This is a genomic window from Rhodococcus sp. 2H158, assembly GCF_053764755.1.
The window spans coordinates 1-23,127 of sequence record NZ_JBSNCE010000025.1 but is presented as its reverse complement, the minus strand read 5'-3'; the positions used below and the strand labels follow the sequence as shown (position 1 = coordinate 23,127).

18 protein-coding genes and 1 pseudogene are annotated in these 23,127 nt (G+C 74.0%); 12 read left to right on the top strand and 7 right to left on the bottom strand.

The features are described from left to right. Nucleotides 1-35 precede the first annotated feature (35 nt). From ACWPOB_RS22085 to ACWPOB_RS22060, 6 genes are all read left to right on the top strand, one after another. Complete coding sequence (locus tag ACWPOB_RS22085) at nucleotides 36-1,505, top strand: nitrate/nitrite transporter (protein ID WP_100057952.1); 1,470 nt, start codon at nucleotides 36-38, stop codon at nucleotides 1,503-1,505. Between the two features lie 45 nt (nucleotides 1,506-1,550). Next, nucleotides 1,551-4,064 carry a nitrite reductase large subunit NirB gene (nirB, locus tag ACWPOB_RS22080; RefSeq protein WP_455402132.1) on the top strand — a complete coding sequence of 838 codons (2,514 nt, stop codon included), beginning with the start codon at nucleotides 1,551-1,553 and terminating at the stop codon, nucleotides 4,062-4,064. Nucleotides 4,065-4,120: 56 nt separating this feature from the next. Further along, on the top strand, nucleotides 4,121-4,543 hold the full coding sequence (gene nirD / locus ACWPOB_RS22075) for a nitrite reductase small subunit NirD (protein WP_006942743.1): 423 nt from the start codon (nucleotides 4,121-4,123) through the stop codon (nucleotides 4,541-4,543). Then, nucleotides 4,540-5,697 (top strand): uroporphyrinogen-III synthase, encoded by a 1,158-nt coding sequence (locus ACWPOB_RS22070; RefSeq protein WP_455402131.1) that lies wholly within the window; start codon nucleotides 4,540-4,542, stop codon nucleotides 5,695-5,697. Before nirD ends, ACWPOB_RS22070 begins: the two co-directional genes overlap by 4 nt. Before the next feature lie 47 nt (nucleotides 5,698-5,744). Further along, complete coding sequence (locus ACWPOB_RS22065; protein WP_455402130.1) at nucleotides 5,745-6,449, top strand: sirohydrochlorin chelatase; 705 nt, start codon at nucleotides 5,745-5,747, stop codon at nucleotides 6,447-6,449. 152 nt (nucleotides 6,450-6,601) lie between these two features. Beyond that, the gene (locus tag ACWPOB_RS22060; protein WP_455402164.1) at nucleotides 6,602-8,104 is read left to right on the top strand and encodes an FUSC family protein; all 1,503 of its coding nucleotides are present in this window, start codon (nucleotides 6,602-6,604) and stop codon (nucleotides 8,102-8,104) included. A 12-nt stretch (nucleotides 8,105-8,116) separates the two neighbouring features. Here the strand turns inward: ACWPOB_RS22060 and ACWPOB_RS22055 are convergent, their stop codons facing one another. Together ACWPOB_RS22055 and ACWPOB_RS22050 are read right to left on the bottom strand one after the other, a co-directional pair. Beyond that, complete coding sequence (locus ACWPOB_RS22055) at nucleotides 8,117-9,853, bottom strand: NTP transferase domain-containing protein (protein ID WP_455402129.1); 1,737 nt, start codon at nucleotides 9,851-9,853, stop codon at nucleotides 8,117-8,119. 46 nt (nucleotides 9,854-9,899) lie between these two features. Next, complete coding sequence (locus ACWPOB_RS22050) at nucleotides 9,900-10,028, bottom strand: hypothetical protein (protein WP_455402128.1); 129 nt, start codon at nucleotides 10,026-10,028, stop codon at nucleotides 9,900-9,902. Between the two features lie 61 nt (nucleotides 10,029-10,089). Here ACWPOB_RS22050 and yczR point away from each other — a divergent pair, with 61 nt between their 5' ends. After that, nucleotides 10,090-11,526: a MocR-like transcription factor YczR gene (gene yczR / locus ACWPOB_RS22045; protein ID WP_455402127.1), complete on the top strand. Its 1,437-nt coding sequence runs from the start codon at nucleotides 10,090-10,092 to the stop codon at nucleotides 11,524-11,526. A 6-nt stretch (nucleotides 11,527-11,532) separates the two neighbouring features. Here the strand turns inward: yczR and ACWPOB_RS22040 are convergent, their stop codons facing one another. The 3 genes from ACWPOB_RS22040 to ACWPOB_RS22030 are packed head-to-tail and all read right to left on the bottom strand — an operon-like array spanning nucleotide 11,533 to nucleotide 13,154. Then, nucleotides 11,533-11,829 carry an MGMT family protein gene (locus tag ACWPOB_RS22040; RefSeq protein ID WP_455402126.1) on the bottom strand — a complete coding sequence of 99 codons (297 nt, stop codon included), beginning with the start codon at nucleotides 11,827-11,829 and terminating at the stop codon, nucleotides 11,533-11,535. Beyond that, nucleotides 11,830-12,606: an alpha/beta fold hydrolase gene (locus ACWPOB_RS22035; protein ID WP_100059211.1), complete on the bottom strand. Its 777-nt coding sequence runs from the start codon at nucleotides 12,604-12,606 to the stop codon at nucleotides 11,830-11,832. It lies immediately after the preceding gene. After that, the gene (locus ACWPOB_RS22030) at nucleotides 12,603-13,154 is read right to left on the bottom strand and encodes a winged helix-turn-helix transcriptional regulator (RefSeq protein ID WP_455402125.1); all 552 of its coding nucleotides are present in this window, start codon (nucleotides 13,152-13,154) and stop codon (nucleotides 12,603-12,605) included. Before ACWPOB_RS22030 ends, ACWPOB_RS22035 begins: the two co-directional genes overlap by 4 nt. A gap of 52 nt (nucleotides 13,155-13,206) precedes the next feature. On the opposite strand from ACWPOB_RS22030, the gene ACWPOB_RS22025 reads away from it, so the two are divergent. From ACWPOB_RS22025 to ACWPOB_RS22015, 3 genes are all read left to right on the top strand, one after another. Beyond that, entirely contained in the window at nucleotides 13,207-13,617 is a 411-nt protein-coding gene (locus ACWPOB_RS22025) for a PaaI family thioesterase (RefSeq protein ID WP_100058936.1), read from the top strand. 95 nt (nucleotides 13,618-13,712) lie between these two features. Next, nucleotides 13,713-17,036, top strand: coding sequence for an ATP-dependent helicase (locus ACWPOB_RS22020; protein WP_455402124.1), 3,324 nt, complete (start codon nucleotides 13,713-13,715; stop codon nucleotides 17,034-17,036). Nucleotides 17,037-17,050: 14 nt separating this feature from the next. Continuing rightward, entirely contained in the window at nucleotides 17,051-20,401 is a 3,351-nt protein-coding gene (locus tag ACWPOB_RS22015; protein WP_455402123.1) for an ATP-dependent helicase, read from the top strand. 6 nt (nucleotides 20,402-20,407) lie between these two features. Here ACWPOB_RS22015 and ACWPOB_RS22010 read toward each other — a convergent pair whose 3' ends face one another. Continuing rightward, a complete protein-coding gene (locus ACWPOB_RS22010; protein WP_455402122.1) occupies nucleotides 20,408-20,800 on the bottom strand; it encodes a DoxX family protein in 393 nt (130 codons plus the stop codon). A 103-nt stretch (nucleotides 20,801-20,903) separates the two neighbouring features. On the opposite strand from ACWPOB_RS22010, the gene ACWPOB_RS22005 reads away from it, so the two are divergent. Together ACWPOB_RS22005 and nudC are read left to right on the top strand one after the other, a co-directional pair. Then, entirely contained in the window at nucleotides 20,904-21,971 is a 1,068-nt protein-coding gene (locus tag ACWPOB_RS22005; protein ID WP_100058489.1) for a potassium channel family protein, read from the top strand. Between the two features lie 29 nt (nucleotides 21,972-22,000). Further along, nucleotides 22,001-22,909 carry an NAD(+) diphosphatase gene (gene nudC / locus ACWPOB_RS22000; RefSeq protein WP_455402121.1) on the top strand — a complete coding sequence of 303 codons (909 nt, stop codon included), beginning with the start codon at nucleotides 22,001-22,003 and terminating at the stop codon, nucleotides 22,907-22,909. Nucleotides 22,910-23,020: 111 nt separating this feature from the next. Here nudC and ACWPOB_RS21995 read toward each other — a convergent pair. Continuing rightward, nucleotides 23,021-23,127 (bottom strand): annotated as a pseudogene (locus tag ACWPOB_RS21995) (NrdH-redoxin); the annotation flags it as partial.

Here is a 23,127-nt window from a genome sequence, read left to right as displayed (position 1 = left end):
GGTTCATCGATACCGACCCGAGGAAGGGACATGGGGTGGCCGCAACAACCGGAGTATCACCGACCGAAGGCCTGCGTGCGAAGTTCGCGCGCAAGCACCGCATCGAACACTGGGACGCCGAGGACACGGCGGCATGGGAAGCCGGCGGCAAGGAGATCGCGAAGCGGAACCTGATCTGGTCCGTCCTGGCCGAGCACGTCGGCTTCTCCGTCTGGTCCATCTGGTCCGTGATGGTGCTGTTCATGCCGGCCGACGTCTACGGCATCGATCCCGCCGGCAAGTTCTTCCTCGTCGCGGTGCCCACCCTCGTGGGCTCGCTGCTGCGCATTCCCTACACCGTCGCCACGGCCCGGTTCGGCGGTCGCAACTGGACGGTGTTCAGCGCGCTGGTGCTGCTGATCCCCACCGTCGCGGCCCTGTACCTGATGCTCAACCCCGGCTTCTCGTACACCACCTTCCTGGTGGTGGCCGCGGTCGCCGGCCTCGGCGGCGGCAACTTCGCCTCGTCGATGACCAACATCAACGCCTTCTACCCGCAGCGGCTCAAGGGCTGGGCGCTGGGCCTGAACGCGGGCGGCGGCAACATCGGCGTGCCGGTGGTCCAGCTCGTCGGCCTGCTCGTCATCGCCACCGTCGGCAACACCGAGCCGTGGATCGTGTGTGCCGTCTACCTGGTGCTGTGTGCCTTCGCTGCGCTCGGCGCGGCCCTGTTCATGGACAACCTCGGTGACCAGCGCGCCGACCTGCGGGCGATGGGCGAATCCCTGAAGTACCGCGACTCGTGGATCCTCAGCTTCCTCTACATCGGCACCTTCGGCTCCTTCATCGGCTTCAGCTTCGCGTTCGGTCAGGTGCTGCAGATCAACTTCCTCGCCGGGGGCGCGACCGCCGCCGAGGCCTCCCTGCACGCCGCGCAGATCGCGTTCATCGGCCCGCTGCTCGGCTCGATTGCCCGGCCCCTCGGCGGCAAGCTGGCCGACCGGATCGGGGGCGGCCGGATCACGCTGTACACGTTCGCGGCAATGGCCCTCGCGGCGGGACTGCTCGTCACCGCCGGCACCCTCGACGACGCCACCGCCGGCGCCGCCACCGGCGGCATCATGGTGACCTTCGTCCTCGGGTTCATCGCCCTGTTCCTGCTCTCGGGCATCGGCAACGGCTCCGTCTACAAGATGATCCCGTCCATCTTCGAGGCCAAGGCGCAGAGCCTCGACTCGCTCGACCGGGCCGGGAAGGCCGCATGGGCGCGCAGCATGTCCGGCGCCCTGATCGGATTCGCCGGCGCCATCGGCGGCCTCGGCGGCGTCGGGATCAACCTGGTGCTGCGCGCGTCCTACAGCAGCGAAGCCAAGTCGGCGACCATGGCGTTCTGGGTGTTCCTCGCCTTCTACCTGGTCTGCATCGTCGTCACCTGGGCCGTGTTCCTGCGCCGCCCCACCGCCCCTCCCGCGGAGACGCTCGCACAGCGCGACGTCACCGCCGACACGGTGGCCACCCGCGTCTGACCGCGGCCGGCCCCCCATCACGCACGCAAGGAAGAAGGAAACGGTATGAGCCACAAGTCTGTTGTCGTCGTCGGACACGGCATGGTGGGCCACCGCTTCGTCGAGGCGCTGCGCGCCCGCGACGAGAAGAACCTCTGGTCGGTGACGGTGCTGTGCGAGGAACCGCTGCCCGCCTACGACCGCGTGGGACTGTCCTCCTATGTCGGCTCGTGGGATTCGAAGGAACTCGCCCTCGCCGGCAACGAGTACGAGGGCGACGGCCTGGTCGACCTGAGGCTCGGCACCCGGGCCGCGGCGATCGACCGTGCCGGGCGCACCGTCACCACCGACGCCGGTGAGGTGATCGGGTACGACGCGCTCGTCCTGGCCACCGGCTCGTACCCCTTCGTCCCGCCGATTCCCGGCAAGGATCTGGCCGGGTGCTTCGTCTACCGGACCATCGACGACCTGGACGACATCCGGGCCGGCGCGGAGCAGGCCGCTCCGGGAGCGGTCGGCGTCGTCGTCGGCGGCGGGCTCCTCGGTCTCGAGGCGGCCAACGCGCTGCGGATGCTGGGCATGACGCCGCACGTCGTCGAGTTCGCCCCCCGGCTCATGCCGCTGCAGGTCGACGAGGGCGGCGGTGCGCTCCTCGCCCGGCTCGTCACAGATCTCGGGCTGACGGTGCACACGGGCGTCGGCACCGCCGGCATCACCGAAGGCCCCGGCGGGTTGAGTGTGGAACTGTCCGACGGGTCGGTGATCGACGCCGCGCTGCTCGTGTTCTCCGCGGGCGTCCGTCCCCAGGACGGGCTGGCCCGCGACGCGGGGCTCGAGCTGGGCCCGCGCGGCGGTGTCCGCACCGACCTCGGCTGCCGCAGCACGACCGACGACGCGATCTACGCGATCGGCGAGTGCGCGGCCGTCGAGGGCACCTGCTACGGCCTCGTCGCCCCCGGCTACAGCACGGCCGAGGTGGTGGCCGACCGGCTCCTCGGCGGCGCCGCCGAGTTCCCGGGCGCCGACCTGTCCACGAAGCTCAAGCTGCTCGGCGTCGACGTCGCGAGCTTCGGCGACGCGCACGCCACCACTCCGGGCGCCCTCGAGGTCGTGCTGTCGGACGCCGCGAAGGGCACCTACGCCAAGCTGGTCGTCTCGGACGACGCGAAGACACTGCTCGGCGGCATCCTCGTCGGCGACGCCTCCGCGTACGGGTCGCTGCGACCGCTCGTCGGCCGGGAGCTGCCCGGCGACCCCGCGACGCTGATCTCCCCGGCGGGAGAGAAGCCGGGCGCCGGGTCGCTGCCCGACGACGCCGAGGTGTGCTCCTGCAACGGAGTCACCAAGGGGACGATCTGCGGTGCCATCGCAGACGGCGCGTGCGATATCGCCCAGGTCAAGGCCTGCACCGGCGCCGGCACCACGTGCGGCGGCTGCCTGCCCACCGTCAAGCAGCTCCTCGCGGCGTCCGGTGTGGTCATGTCGAAGGCCTTGTGCGAGCACTTCGAGCAGTCCCGGGCCGAGCTGTTCCAGATCGTGCAGGCCACGAACACCCGCACGTTCTCGGCACTGATCTCCAAGTACGGCCAGGGGACCGGCTGCGACATCTGCAAGCCCGTCGTCGCCTCGATCCTCGCCTCGACCGACTCGGACCACATCCTGGGCCGGCAGCAGGCGGCGCTGCAGGACACCAACGACCACTTCCTGGCCAACATTCAGAAGAACGGCACCTACTCGGTGGTGCCGCGGATGCCCGGCGGTGAGTGCACCCCCGAGCAGCTCATCGTCATCGGCGAGGTCGCCCGCGACTTCGGCCTGTACGTCAAGATGACCGGCGGCCAGCGCATCGACCTGTTCGGTGCGCGGGTCGAGCAGCTGCCGCTCATCTGGCAGCGGCTCGTCGACGCCGGCATGGAATCCGGCCAGGCGTACGGCAAGTCCCTGCGCACCGTGAAGAGCTGCGTGGGCTCGACGTGGTGCCGGTACGGCGTGCAGGACTCGGTCGGCATGGCCGTCGACCTCGAGCTGCGCTACCGCGGGCTGCGCTCACCGCACAAGCTCAAGTTCGGCGTCTCCGGCTGCGCCCGCGAGTGCGCCGAGGCGCGCGGCAAGGACGTCGGGGTGATCGCCACGGAGAACGGCTGGAACCTGTACGTGTGCGGCAACGGCGGCCAGTCGCCCAAGCATGCGCAGCTGCTCGCCGGTGGTCTCGACGACGAGACCCTCGTCAAGTACATCGACCGGTTCCTGATGTTCTACGTGCGCACCGCCGACCGCCTGCAGCGCACCGCGCCCTGGCTCGAGTCCCTCGAGGGTGGACTCGAGCACCTCCGGGCGGTGGTGTGCGAGGACAGCCTCGGAATCGGCGACGAGCTCGAGGCGGCGATGGCCAAGCACGTCGCCGGATACCGGGACGAGTGGAAGGGAGTGCTCGAAGACCCCGAGAAGCTGTCCCGGTTCGTGTCGTTCGTCAACGCGCCCGACGTGGCCGACCCGACCGTGCGGTTCGACGACTCGGGCAAGCGGAAGGTGCCGGTGCTGGTCGGAATGCCCTCTTACCGTGAGGGAATCTCGGGTTAACGCCCGAGAAACACCGGCCCCGGAGAATTCCGTCCGTAGTTCCAAGGAGGACATTCATGACCGTCATCGAGACGCACACCCCCGAGCGCGCGTCGCGTGCCAGCGTGTACGACGGGCGTCTGGAGTGGACGTCGGCGTGCCCGCTCAGTCACCTCATCCCCGGCCGCGGCGTCGCCGTGCTGCTGCGCGGCGGCGAGCAGGCCGCGCTGTTCCGGCTCGACGACGGCAGTCTGCGGGCGGTGGGCAACTTCGACCCGTTCGGCCGCGCCGCGGTGATGTCGCGCGGGATCGTCGGCGACCGCAGCGGCGAGCCCACCGTCGCCTCGCCGCTGCTCAAGCAGGTCTTCTCGCTGGACGACGGACGCTGCCTCGACGACCCGTCGGTCCGCCTGCCCGTGTACGACGTGCGGGTGTGGGCCGGTGTCGTCCAGATCCACAGCCTCGTGCCCGTGCACCGCGGTTACGGCGAGCGTTCGTGAGCGAGGACAACGCGCCGCTGCACGGCTTCACGATCGGCATCACCGCCGCACGCCGCGCCGACGAGTTCGCCACCCTGCTCACCCGGCGCGGCGCGGAGGTTGTCCACGCACCCGCCATCCGCATCATCCCGCTCGCGGACGATGCGGAGCTCGAGCGCGTGACGCGCGACATCCTCGACACCCCGCCGGACATCACCGTGGCCACCACGGCGATCGGCTTCCGCGGCTGGATGGGGGCCGCGGACGGCTGGGGCCTCGCCGAACAGCTCGGCGAGGCCCTGGGCGGCAGCCGCATCCTGGCCCGCGGGCCGAAGGTCACCGGCGCGATCCGGGCCGCCGACCTGCGGGAGGAGTGGTCGCCGGCGTCGGAGTCGTCCGCGGAGGTGCTCGAGCACCTGCTGGCCGAGGGTGTGGAGGGGGTGCGGATCGCGGTGCAGCTGCACGGCGCCCGCACCGAGTGGGAACCCGGCGCGGACCTGTGCGAGGTGCTGCGCGACGCCGGTGCCGACGTGGTGGCGGTCCCGGTGTACCGGTGGACCCCGCCCGACGACCCCACCGCGATGGACCGGCTCATCGAGCAGATCGCCGACCACAGCATCGACGCGGTGAGCTTCACCAGCGCGCCGGCCGTCGCGTCGCTGCTGATGCGTTCCAAGGCCACCGGCATGCTCGAGTTGATGCTGCGCGCGCTGCGCACCGGGGTCACCGCGGTGTGCGTGGGGCCCGTGACGGCCGCGCCGCTCGTCGAGCTGGAGGTGCCGGTCTCGGCACCGGGCCGGGCCCGGCTCGGATCCCTCGCCCGGCACCTGGCCGAGGAGCTGCCGCGGCGCGCCCACCGCATCGAGGCCGGGGGACACGTCCTCAGCGTCCGCGGCCGCTGCGTCGTGGTCGACGGCGAGATCCGCTGCCTGGCGCCCGCCGCGATGGCGCTGATGCGCACCCTCGCCGCCCGGCCCGGCCGGGTCGTCTCGCGTGAGGAACTGCTCGCCGCGCTGCCCGGCGGCGGCGGCGACACCCACGCCGTGGAGACCGCCGTCGCGCGGCTGCGGTCCGCGCTCGGCGCCCCGACGATCGTGCAGACCGTCGTCAAGCGTGGCTACCGGCTCGCGGTCGACCCGGTGGGCTGCGCCGACAAGGAATACCCGCTCGGCTAGGGGGCATCGTCTCCGGCCGACCCCGTTCCCGATCAGGAGTTGTGACCATGATCGACCCGGCTCTGCTGCTCGTCGCTCACGGCACGCGCAATCCGCGCGGCGTCGAGATGATCGCGTCCCTGGCCGACGCCGTCTCCCGCGACGTGGGCGCCACCCGCGTCGCGTTCGTCGACGTCCTCGGACCCTCGCCGGCGGAGGTGCTGCGCGATTCCGGCCGGCCCACCGTCCTGGTGCCCGCCTTCCTCGCCTCCGGGTACCACGTGCACGCCGACGTGCCACGCGAGGTCGCCGACAGTGGGCATCCCGCCGTGGCGGTCACCCGCGCGCTCGGACCCGACCCGGTGCTCGCACGGGTGCTGCTGCAGCGGCTCTCCGCGGCCGGCTGGAAACCCGGTGACGCGGTGGTGCTCGCCGCGGCGGGCTCCTCCGATCCGCGCGCCCTCGGCGACGTGCGACGGGCCGCGGACATGTTGTCGGCCCTCGCGCGCGTCGCCGTGCGCGTCGGGTACGTCGCCACGGGAGCCCCGCGCGTGCCGGACGTCGTCGCCGAACTGCGCGCCGCGGGTGCGCGCCGGGTGTTCGTCGCGTCGTACCTGCTCGCCGACGGGCTGTTCCACGCGCGTCTCGCCGATGCGGGCGCCGACGGGGTGGCGGCGCCGCTCGGGGTGCACGACTCGATCGTGCGCCTGGTGGCCGAGCGGTACCGGTCGGCGGCGACGGCGCTGCTCGCCGGAGGCCCGCTGCGCGGGTGACCTTGCCGACACGGCGCCGTCGACCGCGGGTGCGCGCCGTATCGTCGTTCCTCGTGTCCGAGACGGTGACAGATCCGGGAGCCGGGTCCCGGAGTGACGCGGCGAGCCCGCCGATCCCGGCGCCGGGGCCTGCGCGGACGCTCCTGCTCGGCGTGCCCCGGCGGGGCCGGCGCTGGCCCGGTGCCCTGCGCGCGGCCGCCGCGGTGGCGCTGCCCGGCCTGGCAGGCCTCGCGCTCGGTCACGGGCCCGTCGCCGCGACGGCCGCCCTCGGGGCGTTCGCCGTCGTCTACGGCGAGGGCCGCGCCTACCGGGCGCGGTGGAAGGTGGTGATGTTCGTCGCGGCGGTGCTCGTCGCGCTGGCCGGTCTGGGCGCCGGTGTCGGCACGCTCGTGCATTCGGGATCGGAATGGACGTGGCTCCTGCTCGTGGCGGTGATGACAGCGGTCGTCGCCGTGGGCGCCTTCCTGGTCGACGCGCTGCGCTTCGGTGCACCCGGTGCGTTCCTGCCCCTGCTCACCCTGGAGATCGCGGCGGCACTGCCGAGCGCCGGCGTGCCGGTCGGTGCGGTCGTGTCGTGGACCGCGGCCGGCGCGGGCACGGCGGTGGTGGTGTCGATGTCGGGCGCGGTGGCCCGGCCCCGCGCACCCGAGCGTGCCGCGGTGGCGGTGGCCGTGGAGGCCGTCGACGCCTGTCTGCGCGCCCCGGCGGCGATCGGGCCGCGGCACGAGGCGGTCCGGGCTCTGCACGCCGCGTGGATGTGCCTGCACGACGGGCGGCTGGGCGGGAGCGCGCATCCGCTGACCCGGACGCTCCGAGCGGCGCACCTGCGGCTCGCGACGGTCGTCGCAGGAGCCGACGAGGGCGCCGCCTCCGAGACCGACGATCTGCGGCCGCAACCACCGCTGCCGCGCCCGTCGGCGCGATACCGGCTGGCGCGGGCCGCCCGGCCGGGCAGCCGATCCTGGACCATCGTCCTCCGCCTCGTCGTGGCCGGTCCCGCCGCGGGCGCACTGGCGCTCGCGTGCGGTGTCGGGCGGCCGGACTGGGCGGTGATCACGGCGGCGATGGTGCTGCATCAGGGACCCGACCGGGTGCTGGGCAGCTACCGGGGCCTGCACCGGTTCGCCGGCACCGTCGTGGGTCTGGGCGTGCTGGCCGCGGTCGTGTGGGCCGCGCCGACGGCCGTCGCACTCGTCGTGGTGGTCGCGGTCTTGCTCGCCGGAACCGAGGAATACCTGGTCCGGAACTACGGTGTGGCGATGGTGTTCATCACTCCGCTCGCGCTGCTGCTCGGCGGCGCCGGGGTGCCGCACGACTTCGCCGTGGTGGCCCGCGACCGCCTGCTCGAGACGGTGATCGGCGTGCTCGTCGCCGTCGCGGTGCTGTGGCTCGTGCTGCCGTTCGCGCATCGTCGCGTGCTGCGCTGCGCCGACGCGCGGGTCGCGGAGACGGTCGCCACCATCGTGCAGGCGCGCACGGCGGGGGATCGGACCGTCCTGCCGGAACTGCGCCGCGACCTCGAGTTCGACCTGCACGCCGCGACGACCGCGGCGATCGTCGCGGCCCACACCGAACCCGGCTGGACCCGCGACCGATGGCCGGAGCACCGGCGGCTCCACGAGACCGGATACCGGGTCCTCGCGCACCCGGCCTGACCGGCGCGCCGGTCAGTGTGGCAGCGGCACCAGCTCCACCGGATCGCCGTCCACCGCGCCGGGCGGCACGAGCGCGATCGCCCGCCGCCCGATCAGCCCCGCCAGGTGTGCGGTGCGGATCGCGTTGTCACACACCCACAGTCCGGCGTCGGTCTGTCTCGCCGGCAGCAGCCGGGTGACGTCGCCGCTCACCTGCGACGCGTTGGCGAGCGGCGCGGTCCACGGTGGCTCCGGCCGTCGTCCGGTCAGCCCGTCGACGACGGCGGGCAGCATCACCAGCAGCGTCGCGACGGCCGCGACCGGGTTGCCGGGCAGGCCGAGCACCACACGGCCGTCCGGCAGCACCGCTGTCACCTGGGAACCGCCCGGCTTGCACCGGACCCGATCGACGACGATCGCCGCGCCGGCGCGGGCCAGCGCCGCCCGCAGCTGGTCGGCGGCCCCGCCGCCGGTCGCCCCGGTGACGACGATCGTGTCGACGTCGGTGGCTTCGCGGAGCAACCGGTCGAACCCGTCGACGGTGTCGCGCAGGTGCGCCTCGCCGGCGACGGCGGCGCCGCACCACTGCACGAACCGCGGCAGGACGGGGCCGAGCGAATCGCGGGTCTGGCCGTCGCGCAGCGGCCCGTCGCGGCGGATCTCGTCGCCGGTGACGACCACGTGGACCCGCACGGGCCCGCGGACCTGAACGGCGGTCACCTCGCCGCTCAGCGCAGCGGAGACCACCGCCGGGCCCAGAGCGGTGCCCGCCCCGGCGAGCACGTGACCGGGCGCCCAGTCCTCCCCGCGACGGCGCGCGTCGTCGCGCACCGGGACGCCGGGCATCCGGGTCACGGTGCCGTCGGTCACCTCGACGTGTTCGTCGCGCACCACCGTCGTCGCGCCGGGCGGCAGGTAGGCACCGGTGGCGATCCGCGCGGCCTGGCCGTCGTGCAGGGTGAACGGCTCGGTCGCGCCGGCCCGGTGGACCTCGGCGCGCAGCAGCCACGGACCGTCGCCCGCGACGGCGTACCCGTCCATCGCCGACACCGCGGCCCGCGGTAGGGCCTCGGCGGCGACGAGTGGCGCGGCGAGGGTGGCACCCTCCGCCGCCTGCGGCGCGACGGTACGGACCGGCAACCGCGGCAACGACCGTCGGATCTCCGCTCGGGCGGCGGCGGGGTCGGCCGCGACGAGCCCGGGACGGGCGGCGCGGGCCTGCGCGAGCTCCTGCGGGGTGTCGCAGTCCGCGGTCCCCGCTACCGGGACCGTGACGTAGCGCTCCGGCAGCAGGGCCTTCATCGGCTGATTGGCCGGATCCGTCCCCAGCGCGGCGAGGCGGCCGGCGAGCGCGGGACCACGCCACGCGGCGAGCAGGAACTGGATCCGGCCCGAGTCGTCGACCGCGAACGCCGCGTCGGATCCGGGGGTGCCGCGCAGGGTCTCCACCAGTGCGGTGACCGTGTCCGAGGTGAGGAACGGCAGGTCGGCGGCGAGGGTCAGCACCACCGGTTCGTGGAGACCCGCGGCGGCGAGGGCGGCGACGGGCCCGGCCCCGGCGGGCTGCTCCTGGACCTGGACCACCGCCGGGTCGAGATCGTCGCGCCGTGGTCCGACGACCGTGATCCGGCGGCACCCGGCCACCGCGGCCAGCGCGATGTCGAGCATGCGCCGCCCCCCGACGACGAGTGCGGGCTTGTCGACACCGCCCATGCGGGTCGCGCGTCCGCCCGCGACGATGACGGCCTCGACGTCGGTCAGCGAACTCATGAGCTCATGCTGCCCGACGCGGGCCGGCGCGGTGTGCCGGGGCGGGTCAGTCGGGCGTGTGGTGACTGCGCGGCGGCCCGCCGATCCCGCACCGTCCGCCCTGCGCGGTGTCCAGCAGTGTCCAGGTGGCCGCCGCCAGGCTGAGCGCGGTGAGGAGAACGACCAGGAAGATCATGGTCCTATTCTCTCGGGCCGGTGGACCGGAAATTCCGGTCCACCGTGCGAAAGTGGACTGTATGAAGGACGTGTCCGCCACCCCGTCCGCGGCCCGGCTCGCGGCGCTGCTCGGCGACGTCGGAGCCGACCGCGGTCCGCTGTACCGGGCCGTCGCCGCCGCGCTGCGCCGCCGCATCGCCGACGGCCGGCTCCCGGTCGGCGCGCGCCTGCCCGCCGAACGGGCGCTGGCCGACGCGCTCGGCGTCAGCCGCGTCACGGTGGCCGCCGCCTACAGCGACCTGCGCGACGACGGCTGGGCGCTCACCCGGCACGGGGCGGGCACGTTCGTTGCCGCTCCCGACGGCCGGCAGCCCTGGGGCACCGCGCTCGGTGCCCCCGTGCCCGGCGTGCTCGACCTGGGCAACGCTGCCCCGGAGGCGTCGTCTCTGCTGACCGCCGCCTACGCGGTCGCCCAGACCAGGCTGCCCGACCTGCTCGCCGGTCACGGGTACGCGCCGAGCGGCCTGCCCGAGCTGCGTGCCGCCGTCGCGGCGCGGTACACCGCCCGCGGGCTGCCGACCGACCCCGAGCAGGTGCTGATCACCGCCGCCGCGGCGGACGGGCTCGACGCCGTCCTGCACACTGTCGTCGGCGCGGGACGCCGGGTGCTGCACCAGCATCCGAGCCATCCCGGCGCGCTCGAGACGATCGCGGCGGCCGGGGCCCAGTCCGTCGCCGTGCCCGTCGACGTCGACGATCCCGACGTGATCGTCGACGAGGCCGATCGCGCCGCGCGCCAGCACGCCCCGACCGTCGCGTACCTGATGCCCGACCACGCCAATCCGACCGGTGCGAGCCTGAGCGTGGCCGCGCGGCGGTCCCTCGCCGCGACCCTGTGGCGGCACCGCGTCCTGACCGTCGTCGACGAGGTCGCCGCGGAGCTGTCGTTCGCCGGCGACGACATCGAGCCGTTCGGGGCAGCGGTCCCGGACGCGGCCACCGTGCACGTCGGCTCGTTGAGCAAGGTGGTCTGGGGCGGCATCCGGATCGGCTGGGTGCGCGGCGACCGGGCGACCGTCGCGCGCGTGCGGGAGGTGCTGCTGCGGCGCCAGCTCGGCGTGTCGATCCTCGACCAGCTCGCGGCCGTGGAGTTGTTCGCGCAGTGGCAGCGGATCCTCGACGAGCGCCGCGCCGGGCTGCGCGCCCGTCAGGAGGCGCTCGCGGCGGCCGTCGCCGCACGCCTGCCCGGGTGGCGGTTCGTACCGCCCGCGGGCGGGTTGTCGCTGTGGTGCCGGCTGCCGGACGGCATCGGTTCCACCCGCCTCGTCGCCGCGGCGGAACGGCAGGGACTCGTCCTGCTGCCGGGCACCCGATTCGGCACCGGCCACGCGTTCGACGACCATCAGCGCCTGCCGTTCACCCGGCCGGTCGCGGAACTGCTCGCCGCGGTCGACGTGCTGGCCGGGCTCGGCGCGGCCGTCCTCGAGCCGCGGCGAGCGGCACCACCGCTGGTGTGAGCCGGCTCAGAAGCGGTGCCGCGCCGCCGCGAGATCGACCCGGCCGTCGCGGATCGGCACGCCTTCGAGGTCGAGCCGGGCGAGTTGCCGGTGGGCCAGGTGCGCGGCGGGCCTCCCGGAGGCCGGGACTACCCGGTGCCACGGCAGGTCCGCGCTGTCGGTCCGCATGATCCAGCCCACGGTGCGCGGGCTGGACAGGCCGGCCGCCGCGGCGACGTCGCCGTAGGTGGTCACGCGGCCTTCGGGGACGGAGGCCACCAGCTCCCGGACGCGTTCGACGTCCGCCTCGCTCGTCGCCGGCATCTACAGCAGCTTCCGGACGAGGGCCGCGGTCTCCTCTGGTCGTGCCTGGTCGATCATGTGGTCGCAGTCGATGTCGAGCGCCGTGAGGTTCGTGCCGAGCCGGTCGGCGAGGGCGGCACGGAACTCGTCGGTCACGTACGGCGGCTGCACCTTCGCGGCCCGCGCGACGATCGTGGGCAGGTGCGCCGGTGGCAGGACGAACTCGCGCGCCAGCTCGCTCCACGACGTCACGAGGGCGGGAACGCACAGGCGCCAGTTGACCCGGCCCGAGTCGAGGGTGATCAGGTGCTCGGCGAGTTCGGCGTCGAGCAGCGCGGGATCGACCTCGCCCCACGCGCCGTTCGTCTTGTCGGCGCGGGCCTCGGCCGCGTCGGTGTAGTCGGGGTGCTGCACGGTCAGCTCCGCGATCTCGAGCATGCGTTCCGGCGGCAGCCCGATCGCCGGATCCAGCAGCACCAGCCCGCGCACCCGCTCGGGGGCGGTCGCCGCCAGATGCACGGCGAGGGCGCCGCCGAACGAATGCCCGACCACCAGCACCGGACCCGGGGCGTGGGCGTCGAGGACGGTGAGCAGGTCCCGCACGTGCGTCTCGAAGTTCCACGGCGGCGTCCACGGGGAGCGGCCGTGCCCGCGCAGGTCCGGCGCGATGACCCGGGCCTGGGGCAGGTGCTCCGACGCGAGGTGCTCCCAGCGCCGGCCGTGACCGGTGAGGCCGTGCAGGGCGAGCAGCTGCGGACCGTCGGCGGGGCCGAACAGATGGGTGTGCAGTTCGTTCACCCGTCGATTGTGTCAGGGCCGCGGCCGGTTCCGGTGGCAGCCGATGCGCTCGCGCGGGACCGGCGCGGCCGTGCCGGCCGGTCGGCGGGGACGGGCCGGGCCCCCGGACCCGGGGTCGATTCGGTCTCGCGGGCGGTCAGTCCGGCCGTGCCGGCGGGGACGACCACCGCGGCGACGGGCCGGCCGCTCACCCGGTCGCGTACCACCACGGGGGGCCCGTCCTCGTCGGCGCAGTAGCGGTCGCCCCACTGGAGCAGGGCGACGAGGACGGGGAAGAGGTCCAGACCCTTGTCGGTGAGCCGGTACTCGTTGCGGGTGCGGTGTCCGGCCTCCCGGTACGGCACCGGGCGCAGGATTCCCGCGGCCACCAGTTTGCGCAGGCGGTCGGCCAGGATCGGCTCGGACATCCCGACGTGCCGCCGCATGTCGTCGAACCGGCGCACGCCGTTGAACGCCTCCCGCAGGACGAGCAGGGTCCACTTCTCGCCGATCACGTCGAGTGTCCGCTGCACGGAACAGTTCGCCGTGTCCGTCTCCAACCAGCGCATGCATCGAGGCTAATCCCTTGCTAACTGTTGTTTCAGAAGTTAGCGTGGCGCCATGGACACCACCTCTACCGATCTCCCCGCCGGCAGCGCCTTCCTGCAGGCCGCGGGCCTCGTACTCGACGAGGTCTCCGGCACCCGAGTCGCCGGACACATCGATCTGAACCGGGACCATCACACTCCGTGGGGCGTCGTGCACGGCGGTGTCTACACCACCGCCGTCGAATCCGCGGCCAGCGTCGGGGCCAGCGCCGCTGTCCAGGACCGCGGCCAGTTCGCGGTCGGGGTGCACAACAGCACGGACTTCCTGCGCTCGAGCACGGGTGAGCGCGTCGACGTCGTCGCCGAACCACTTCAGCAGGGCCGCGTCCAGCAGTTGTGGCTCGTCACCGTCACCGGCCACGAGAGCGGCAGGACCCTGGCGCGTGGTCAGGTCCGGCTGCAGAACGTTCCGTTGCCCGGCTGACTCGCCGCTCGGCGGCGGTGTCGGATTCGCCGCTCCGCGGCGGTGCAGGATTTGCCGCTCCGCGGCGTGTCGGTCCCGTCTGCTGGAATGGCCGCATGACCGACGCCGACATCCGCCCCGACGCCCGGCCCCGGCAGGCCGAGGTGCGCCTGGTGCCGAGGCCGGACGAGGCGCCGCCGCAGCGACAGTGGCCCGAGGACGTGCAGCGGGTGTTCGCCGACTCGCCGCCCATGCCGCAGTGGCGGCCGTGGCAGGTGCTGGGCGGCCCCGGGACGGGTAAGACCGCGCTGCTCGTGGACCTGGCCGTGTCCCGGATCGCCGCCGGCGCCGACCCGGAGTCGGTGCTGGTGCTCACCCATTCCCGGCGCGCCGCGACCGAGGTGCGAGAGGCGATCACCGCCGGGTTGCTCCGAGCGGGGGCGGTTCCCGGTGGTCCCCGGGCCACGCGGGAACCGCTGGTGCGGACCGTCCACTCGTACGCGTTCGCGGTGCTGCGGCTGCAGGCGTCCACGCACGGCAACCCGCCCCCGCGCCTGATCACCGGCGCCGAGCAGGACGCCGTCCTGCGCGAGCTGTTGCGCGGCGATCTCGACGACGGCGCGGGAATGTGGCCCGAGCGGCTGCGGCCCGCGCTCGGCATGACCGGCTTCGCGGTGGAACTGCGGGATCTGATGCTGCGCGCCAACGAACGCGGCCTCGGTCCCGAGGACCTGATCGAGCTCGGGCAGCAGCGCTCGCGGCCGGAGTGGATCGCCGTCGGCGAATTCGCCGCCCGGTACGAGCAGATTATGCTGCTGCGCGGCGCGGTCGGCATCGAGGCGCCCGAGGCCACCGCGCCCGCCCTCGACGCCGCCGAACTCGTCGGGGCGGCCCTCGCCGCGTTCGTCACCGACCCCGACCTGCTCGCACGGGAACGGTCCCGGATCCGGCACCTGCTCGTCGACGACGCCCAGCACCTCGACCCGCAGGCGGCGCAGCTGGTGCGCGTCGTGGGTCTCGGCACCCGCACCACCACCGTCGCCGGCGATCCGGACCAGGCGGTGTTCACCTTCCGTGGTGCCGATCCGGCCTTCCTCGCCGCGCTGGTCGACGACGACCCGAGCCGCCGCGTGGTGCTCGGCACCAACCACCGCGCCGCCCCCGAGGTGGCCGAACTCGTCGGCCGTATCACCCGCCGGCTGTCCGGCCTCCCGCCGCACCGCGGCGCACCCGCCGTCCCGTCGGACGACCCGGGCACCGTGCGGGTCCGGGTACTGCCGACGCCGGCGAAGGAAGCCGCGCTCGTCGCCGACACGCTGCGCCGCGCCCACCTCGTCGACGGGGTGCCGTGGTCCCGCATGGCCGTCGTGGTGCGGTCGGTGCCGCGCTCGCTCGCCCCGCTGCGGCGGGCCCTGCTGGCGGCCGGCGTGCCGGTGACCACGGCCGCCTCCGAGCTGCCGCTGGCCCGCCAGCACGGCGTCGCCGGGCTGCTGCTCGTGCTGCGGGCACTGTCCGGGCTGCCGTTCGGCGGCGAGGAGGCGCTCGCCCTGCTGTCCGGGCCCGTCGGCGGAGCCGAACCGGTCGCCCTGCGCCGCCTGCGCCGCGGCCTGCGCCGTGTCGAGCTCGCCGCCGGGGGAGACCGCGACTCGGCCGAACTGCTGCGACTGCTGCTCGTCGACGACGAGAGCGAGGACGCCGAACGGCTCGTGCGCGGACTCACCGACGTCGAGGCGGCGCCGCTGAAGAAGGCTCAGGCCGTGCTGCGCAAGGCCCGGGAGGCCGCGCGCCGGGGCGGCGGCATCGAGGACGTGCTGTGGGAGGCGTGGCAGGCCACCGGACTCGAGCGCAAGTGGGCCGCGGCATCCGAACGCGGCGGTCCGGTCGGCGCGCAGGCCGACCGCGACCTCGACGGCATCGTGGCGCTGTTCGACGCCGCCGCCGACTACGTCGACCGGCTGCCGCGCGCTCAGCTCGCCGGATTCGTCGACTACCTCACCGAGCAGGAGATCCCGGGCACCGTCCGCACCCGCCTGGTCGCGCCGGCGGAGGCGGTCACCGTCGTCAGTGCCCACTCGGCGGCCGGCCGGGAGTGGGACGTCGTGGCGGTCGCCGGCGTGCAGGAGGGCCTGTGGCCGAGCCTGCGTGCCCGCGGCACCCTGCTGGGCATCGAGACGCTGATCGACGCGGTGTCCGGGGCCGACGGGGGCGGCGACGGCTCGACGCGGCTCTCACGCACCGCGCCGTTGCTGGCCGACGAGCGCCGCCTGTTCCTCGTCGCGTGCAGCAGGGCGCGCCGCACCCTGCTCGTCACCGCCGTCGAATCGGTGGGCGGCGACACCGACATGGTGCGGTCCCGCTTCGTCGACGAGCTGGTGGGCGCGGACTCCGACGACGTCGTCGACGAGGCGGGTGAGGACGTCACGGTGCTGCCCGAGGAGACCCGCACCCGGGTACTCGCCCTCCCCACCCTCGTCGCCGAGCTGCGCAGCGTGGTGTGCGATCCCGTGGTGGCCCGGGACGATCCGCAGCGGCAGCGCCGGGCGGCCGCACAGCTCGCGCGGCTCGCCCGGGCCCGGGTGCGGGGCGCGCATCCGGACCAGTGGTACGGCACCGCCGAGCCCAGCACGCAACAGGAACTGTGGGACCCCGGGGCCGACGCGGTGCCGTTGTCGCCGTCGACGGTCGAACAGCTCACCACGTGCCCGCTGCGGTGGATGTTCGAGCGGCACGGCGGCTCCGACGGCGACAACACCCACGCCGTCGCGGGCAGCCTGGTGCACACGCTGGTGCAGGCGCTCGCCGGGCGGATCCCGCCCGACCAGGTGGAGCGGGCGCTCGAACGGGCGTGGGACTCGGTCGATCTCGGTTCCCAGTGGTACGCCCGTCGCGAGCTCGAACGCACCCGCGCCATGCTCGACACGTTCTCGGCGTGGCTGCGCGGCACCCGTGGCGAGCTCACCGAGGTCGGGGTCGAGATCGCCGTCGACGGCATCCTCGAACCCCGGACCGAGGACGAGCCGCGGGTGCGGCTGCGCGGCCGGATCGACCGGCTCGAGCGCGACCCCGACGGGCGGCCCGTGATCATCGACGTCAAGACCGCGCGCCATCCGGTCACCAAGGAAGCGGCGCAGCAGCACGCGCAGCTGGCCGCCTACCAGGTCGCTGCCGCGGCCGGCGCGATCGACGGGCAGCCCGCCGGCGAACCCGGCGGGGCACGGTTGGTGTTCGTCGCCAAACCTCACAACAAGGAGGGCGCCACCCAGCGGGTACAGCCCCCGCTGGACGCCGAGGCGCTCGACCGTTGGCGCGACGTGATCCACGAAGCAGCCGCGGCCACCCGCGGACCACAGTTCCTGGCCCGGGTCAACGACGGGTGCCGGCACTGCCCGGTCCTGTCGAGCTGCCCGGCACACGACGAGGGCAGGCAGGTGACGGGATAGTGGCACCACCGACGGTGAGTGCGGTCGAGCTGGCCGCCGCGCTCGGGCAGTTCCCGCCGACCGGCGAGCAGGCCGCGGTGATCGAGGCGCCGCTGCAGCCCACGCTCGTCGTCGCCGGTGCCGGTGCCGGCAAGACCGAGACGATGGCGGCGCGCGTGGTCTGGCTCGTCGCGAACGGCTTCGTCGACCCGGAACAGGTGCTGGGCCTGACGTTCACCCGCAAGGCCGCCCAGCAGCTCACCACCCGGATCCGCCGGCGGCTGGCGAAGCTCGCCGGATCGGCGCTGGTGCGCGACCTCGACCCGACCGGCGGGCTACGCGCCCGCATCCTCGCCGGCGAGCCGGAGGTGGGCACCTATCACGCGTACGCCGGGCGCCTGCTCGGTGAGCACGGGCTGCTGCTGCCCATCGAACCGTCGGCGACCCTGCTGTCCGAGACCGAGCTGTGGCAGCTCGCGTACCGCGTGGTCAGCGCCTGGGACGGCGACCTCGACACCGACCGCAATCCCGCGTCGGTCACCGAGTGCGTGCTGGCCCTGTCGGGGCAGCTCGCCGAGCACCTCGTCGAGCCGGAGGACCTGCGCGTCGCGCACACCGAGCTGGACAAGCTCGTGCACACGCTGCCCGCCGGCCCGAATCAGCGTGGGGGACCGTCGAAGACCCTGCTGAACATCCTCGACGCGCAGCAGGCCCGGATCGAGTTGCTGCCCCTGGTCGAGCGCTTGGCGCAGACGCTGCGCCGCGAGGGCGCGCTGGACTTCGGCAGCCAGATGTCGCTCGCCGCCCGGATGGCCCGCGACCACCCGGAGGTCGGCCGCGCCGAGCGGGCCCGCTTCCGGGTGGTGCTGCTCGACGAGTACCAGGACACCGGCCACGCGCAGCGTGTCCTCCTGTCGTCGCTGTTCGGCGGTCCCCTGTCCGGCGGCGCCTCGGAGCGGATGCCCGCGGTGACCGCAGTGGGCGATCCGATGCAGTCGATCTACGGATGGCGCGGCGCGTCCGCGGCGAACCTGCCCCGGTTCTCGACGGACTTCCCGCTGCCGGACGGCAGCCCCGCACCCCGGCTCGAGTTGCTCACCAGCTGGCGCAACCCTCCCGAGGCCCTGGAGCTGGCGAATCTGGCGTCGGACCCGTTGCGGCACAAGGGTGTCCAGGTCAGCACGCTGCGGGCGAAGCCGGAGCCGACCCCCGGCGACGTCCGGCTCGCCCTGCATCCGGACGTGGAGGCCGAACGGGAATGGGTGGCCGGGCGGATCGCCGCCGAGTACGCGGCCGCCCGGGTCGCCGAGGCGCCGCCGCCGACAGCGGCGGTGCTGGTGCGCCGCAACGCCGACGCCGCGCCGATCGCGGAGGCGCTGCGAGCCCGCGGCCTGCCCGTCGAGGTGGTCGGTCTCGGCGGCCTGCTGCACACTCCCGAGGTGGCGGACGTGATCGCGATGCTGCGGCTGGCCGCGGACCCCACGGCCGGCAGCGCGGCCGTGCGGGTGCTGACCGGGGCCCGCTGGCAGCTCGGCGCCGCCGACCTGAAGGCGCTGTGGCGCCGGGCCGGCGAACTCGCCATCGGCGGCCGCTTCGGCGTCGCCGGCACGGTCACCGACTCGGCCGCCCTCGCCGAGGCGCTCGACAGCGCCCTGCCGGGCGAGCAGTCCGAACAGGCCGGGATCGCCGACGCACTCTCCGATCCCGGTCCGCCGCATCGGTATTCGGAATTCGGTTACGCGCGCATCGTCGCGCTGGGCAAGGAGCTGGCGTCCCTGCGGGAGCGGCTGGGCCAGCCGCTGACGGAGCTCGTCGCCGAGGTGGAGCGGGTTCTCGGCATCGGCATCGAGGCACAGGCCCGCGCGGGCAGCGACGGCGGTGTCGGCCGGGAGAACCTCGACGCCTTCGCGGACGTGGTCGCCGGGTACGCGAGCCGCGGTTCGGCGACGCTGACCGGCCTGCTCGCCTACCTCTCCGCCGCCGAGGCGATCGAGGGCGGACTCGCTCCGGGCGAGGTGCAGGTCGCCAACGAACGGGTGCAGGTGCTGACCGTGCACTCGGCCAAGGGCCTCGAATGGGAGGTGGTGGCGGTCCCGCACCTGACCGCCGGGGTGTTCCCCTCGTCGACGGCCGGCAGCACATGGCTCGGCGCCCTCGGGGAACTGCCGCCGTCACTGCGCGGCGACCGGGCGCTGCCGGGCGAGAACAGCGACGGCGTCCCCGTCCTCGATCTCGACGAGGTCTACGACCGCAAATCGCTCGAGAACTGCATCGACACGCACAAGGACGCCCTCAAGCGCCGGAAACTGGACGAGGACCGGCGCCTGTTCTACGTCGCGCTCACCCGCACGGAGCGGGCCCTGTTCGTCTCCGGGCACCACTGGGCCGAGTCCGGAACGGACCCGAAGGGACCCTCCCCGTTCCTGTCCGAACTGCACGAACTGGTGGCGGCGCGACCCGGACTCGGCCGCATCGAGACCTGGGCCCCGGCGCCGGAGCCGGGCACCGAGAACCCGATGACCGCGGATCCGCACACCGCCGTGTGGCCGCGCGATCCCCTCGGGGTGCGGCGTCCCTTCGTCGAGCAGGGCGCGGCCCTGGTCCTCGCGACGCTCGAGGAGCCCGAACCCGAACCCCCGGCGACCCCGGACGACGACCCCGACGACTGGGCCGCGGACGTCGACGCGCTGCTCGCCGAGCGGGCCCGGCGCGCCGAGCAGCGTGCCGAGGTGATGCTGCCCGCCCAGATGTCGGTCAGCCAGCTGGTGGATCTGGCCGCGGACCCGGCCGCGCTGGCGGCGCGGCTGCGCCGTCCGTTGCCGTTCCGGCCGAATCCGCTGGCGCGGCGCGGCACCGCCTTCCACGCCTGGCTCGAACGGCGATACGGTGCCACGCGGCTGCTCGACCTCGACGAACTGCCCGGCGCGGACGACCCCGGCGGCGACGAGACCGAACTCGACCGGCTCCAGGAGGCGTTCCTGCGCTCGCGGTGGGCGCAGCGCAGCCCGGTGGAGGTGGAGGTTCCGTTCGAGACGTCGCTGGCCGGGGTGGTGATCCGTGGCCGGATCGACGCGGTGTTCGAGGACCCGGACGGCGGCTGGACGGTCATCGACTGGAAGACCGGCGCCGAGCCCGACGAGGACCGGCTCGAGGCGGTGGCGATGCAGCTGGCCGCGTACCGCCTGGCCTGGGCGCAGCTGATGGCCGCCCGCACGTTCCGTGCGACGGGCCGACCGGCCGTGCCGCCTCTCGACAAGGTCCGGGCCGCATTCCACTACGTGCGCACCGGGCGGACCATCGCGCCGGAGGACCTGCCTGGCGCCGAGCGGCTGGACCGGTTGGTGCGCAGCGCCGGCGCGGACCGCCCGTCGGCCGGCGAGCGGTAGCGGCGGTCAGCGGCGCGGGGCGTTGCGGCGCGCCGTGAGAGCCTGGCCGATCAGGGGCAACTGCAGCGGCAGCCGGGCCACCGCGACCGCCTTCGCGGCCGGGGAGAGCCGCTCGCTGCGCAGCCACGTCACGGCCATCTGCACGTTGGCGGGGAACACCGCGATCAGCAGGGCCGCGGCCAGCGTCCCGCCGAGCCGCCGGGTCCGCGGAATCGCGAGCGCCGTCCCGGCGGTCAGCTCGGCGACCCCGGAGACGTAGGTGTAGGTGCGCGGCGAGCCCGGCAGCGCCGTCGGCACGATCCGGTCGAAGGGCCGGGGGGAGGCGAAGTGCGCCGCGCCCGCTCCGAGGAGGAGCGCGGACAGCCGCAGCGCCGCACGCTGGGACGGGGGTGTGGACATGCGCGCCACACTAGCGGCCGACGCGTAGGCTGCGAGCCGATGTCAGCAACGAGAACGTCGGTGACCGCGTCGCCGGAGCCGAGAACACCGCGGGGGCGCCGCTATGCCGGGTAGGTTGCGTGCCCGCTTCAGCCGTTCCGACATGCTCACCGAGCGCCCGGACTTCGCGCTGGTGGGCATCCTGCGGGTGCCGCAGCTGCAGACGAGCCCGAGCCGGGCCATCACCCGCCGCGTCGGATATGCGGTGGTGGCGTTGACATTCGCCGTGCTGGTGGTCTACCTCGACCGGGACGGCTACCGCGACGCCCAGGGCGACGCCCTGTCGCTGCTGGACTGCATCTACTACGCGACCGTATCGCTGTCGACCACCGGCTACGGTGACATCACCCCGTTCACACCCGAGGCGAGACTGATCAACGTCCTGGTCGTCACGCCGTTGCGGATTTTCTTCCTCATCGTCCTGGTCGGTACGACGCTCTCGGCACTGACCGAGAGTTCGCGCCAGGCGTTCAAGATTCAGCGTTGGAGGCGCCGCGTGCGTAATCACACCGTCGTCGTCGGATACGGCACCAAGGGCCGTACCGCGGTGGATGCGATGCTGGGCGACGGGGTTCCGCCGTCGGACATCGTCGTCGTCGACACCGATCCGGTGGTGCTCGAGACCGCCGCCGGGCAGGGGCTGGTGACGGTGCAGGGCTCGGCGACGAAGTCGGATGTGCTGCGCCTGGCCGGCGTTCAGCACGCCGCCGCGATCATCGTCGCCGCCAACCGCGACGACACCGCGGTGCTCGTCACGCTCAGCGCCCGCGAGATCGCCCCGAGGGCGAAGATCGTCGCGGCGATCCGCGAATCGGAGAACACGCACCTGCTGCGCCAGTCCGGCGCGGACTCGGTGGTCATCTCCTCCGAGACGGCGGGCCGGCTGCTCGGCATCGCCACCACCACACCGAGCGTCGTGGAGATGATCGAGGACCTGCTCACCCCGGAGGCGGGATTCGCGATCGCCGAACGCGACGTCGAGCCGAACGAGGTGGGCGGCTCGCCGCGGCACCTGTCCGATATCGTGCTCGGCGTCGTGCGCGACGGCCGGCTGCTGCGGGTGGGGTCTCCCGAGGTCGACGCCGTGGAGGCGGACGACAAGCTGCTCTACATCCGGCGGGTATCGGGCTGAGCCTGCGCCGCCGCCGCTAGGGTGCAGGCGTGACCTGTTTCGAGCTGTCCGACACGCCCCTGCTCTCCCGCACGGTCGTCGACCGCGCCGAGGAGTTGCGGGGCGACGCCGCGGCCCTGCACGACGGCTGGGCGCAGGCGCGTCTGCTGCGGGTCGATCGTCGCGGCCAGGTGCCGGTGGACGGGGACGCGCTGGTGTTCGCTGCGGCGGTGGAGCTGGGGCCGGAGCCGGTGCCGGGGGCGGTGTTCCTCGGCGTGCGGGACGGGCGGCACGTGTGGGCGGTGCGGGTGCTCGCCCAGACCGGAACGGTCGCCGACCTGCGCCGCATCGGCGACCGGCTCGACGACGCCGATGCGGGCCTGATGGTGACGGCGGTGGCCCTGCTCAACTGGCACGACAATGCGGGCTTCAGTTCTCTGGACGGAGCGCCGACCGAGCCGGCCCTGTCCGGCTGGTCGCGGATCAGCACCAGCACCGGGCACGAGGAGTTCCCGCGTACCGATCCGGCGATCATCTGCCTCGTGCACGACGGCGCCGACCGGGTTCTGCTGGCGCGGCAACCCGTGTGGCCGGAGCGGCGGTTCTCGGTTCTCGCCGGGTTCGTCGAGGCGGGGGAGTCGCTCGAGTCCTGCGTCGTGCGGGAGATCCGCGAGGAGGTCGGCGTCGACGTGCGCGACGTGCGCTATCTCGGCAGCCAGCCGTGGCCGTTCCCGCGGTCGGTGATGATCGGGTTCTCCGCCGTCGCGGACCCGGAGCAGCGGCTCGAATTCCTCGACGGGGAGATCGCCGAGGCCCGCTGGTTCACCCGCGACGAGGTGCGCGCCGCGTTGGCGCTCGGGGACTGGGCGTCGCCGGCGGACGCCCCGCTGCTGCTGCCCGGGTCGATCTCGATCGCCCGGGGCATGCTCGAGGGCTGGGTCCGGGCCGGCGAGCGGTAGGAGTCGTGTCCGCGCGGTCGCCGGTCGTCCGCGTGGGCAGATCGGCGACGCGGACCACCGGGGCGCACGCGGAGGGCGCGTCGGGTCGGTCACGACCCGGCGGGCGACGGGTTACAGGCCGAGCACGCGCTTGACCGCGGACAGCGGGGGATTGGTCGCGGTGCTGCCGTCGGCGAACTTCACCGTGGGGACCACGTGGTTTCCGTCGTTGACGCTGC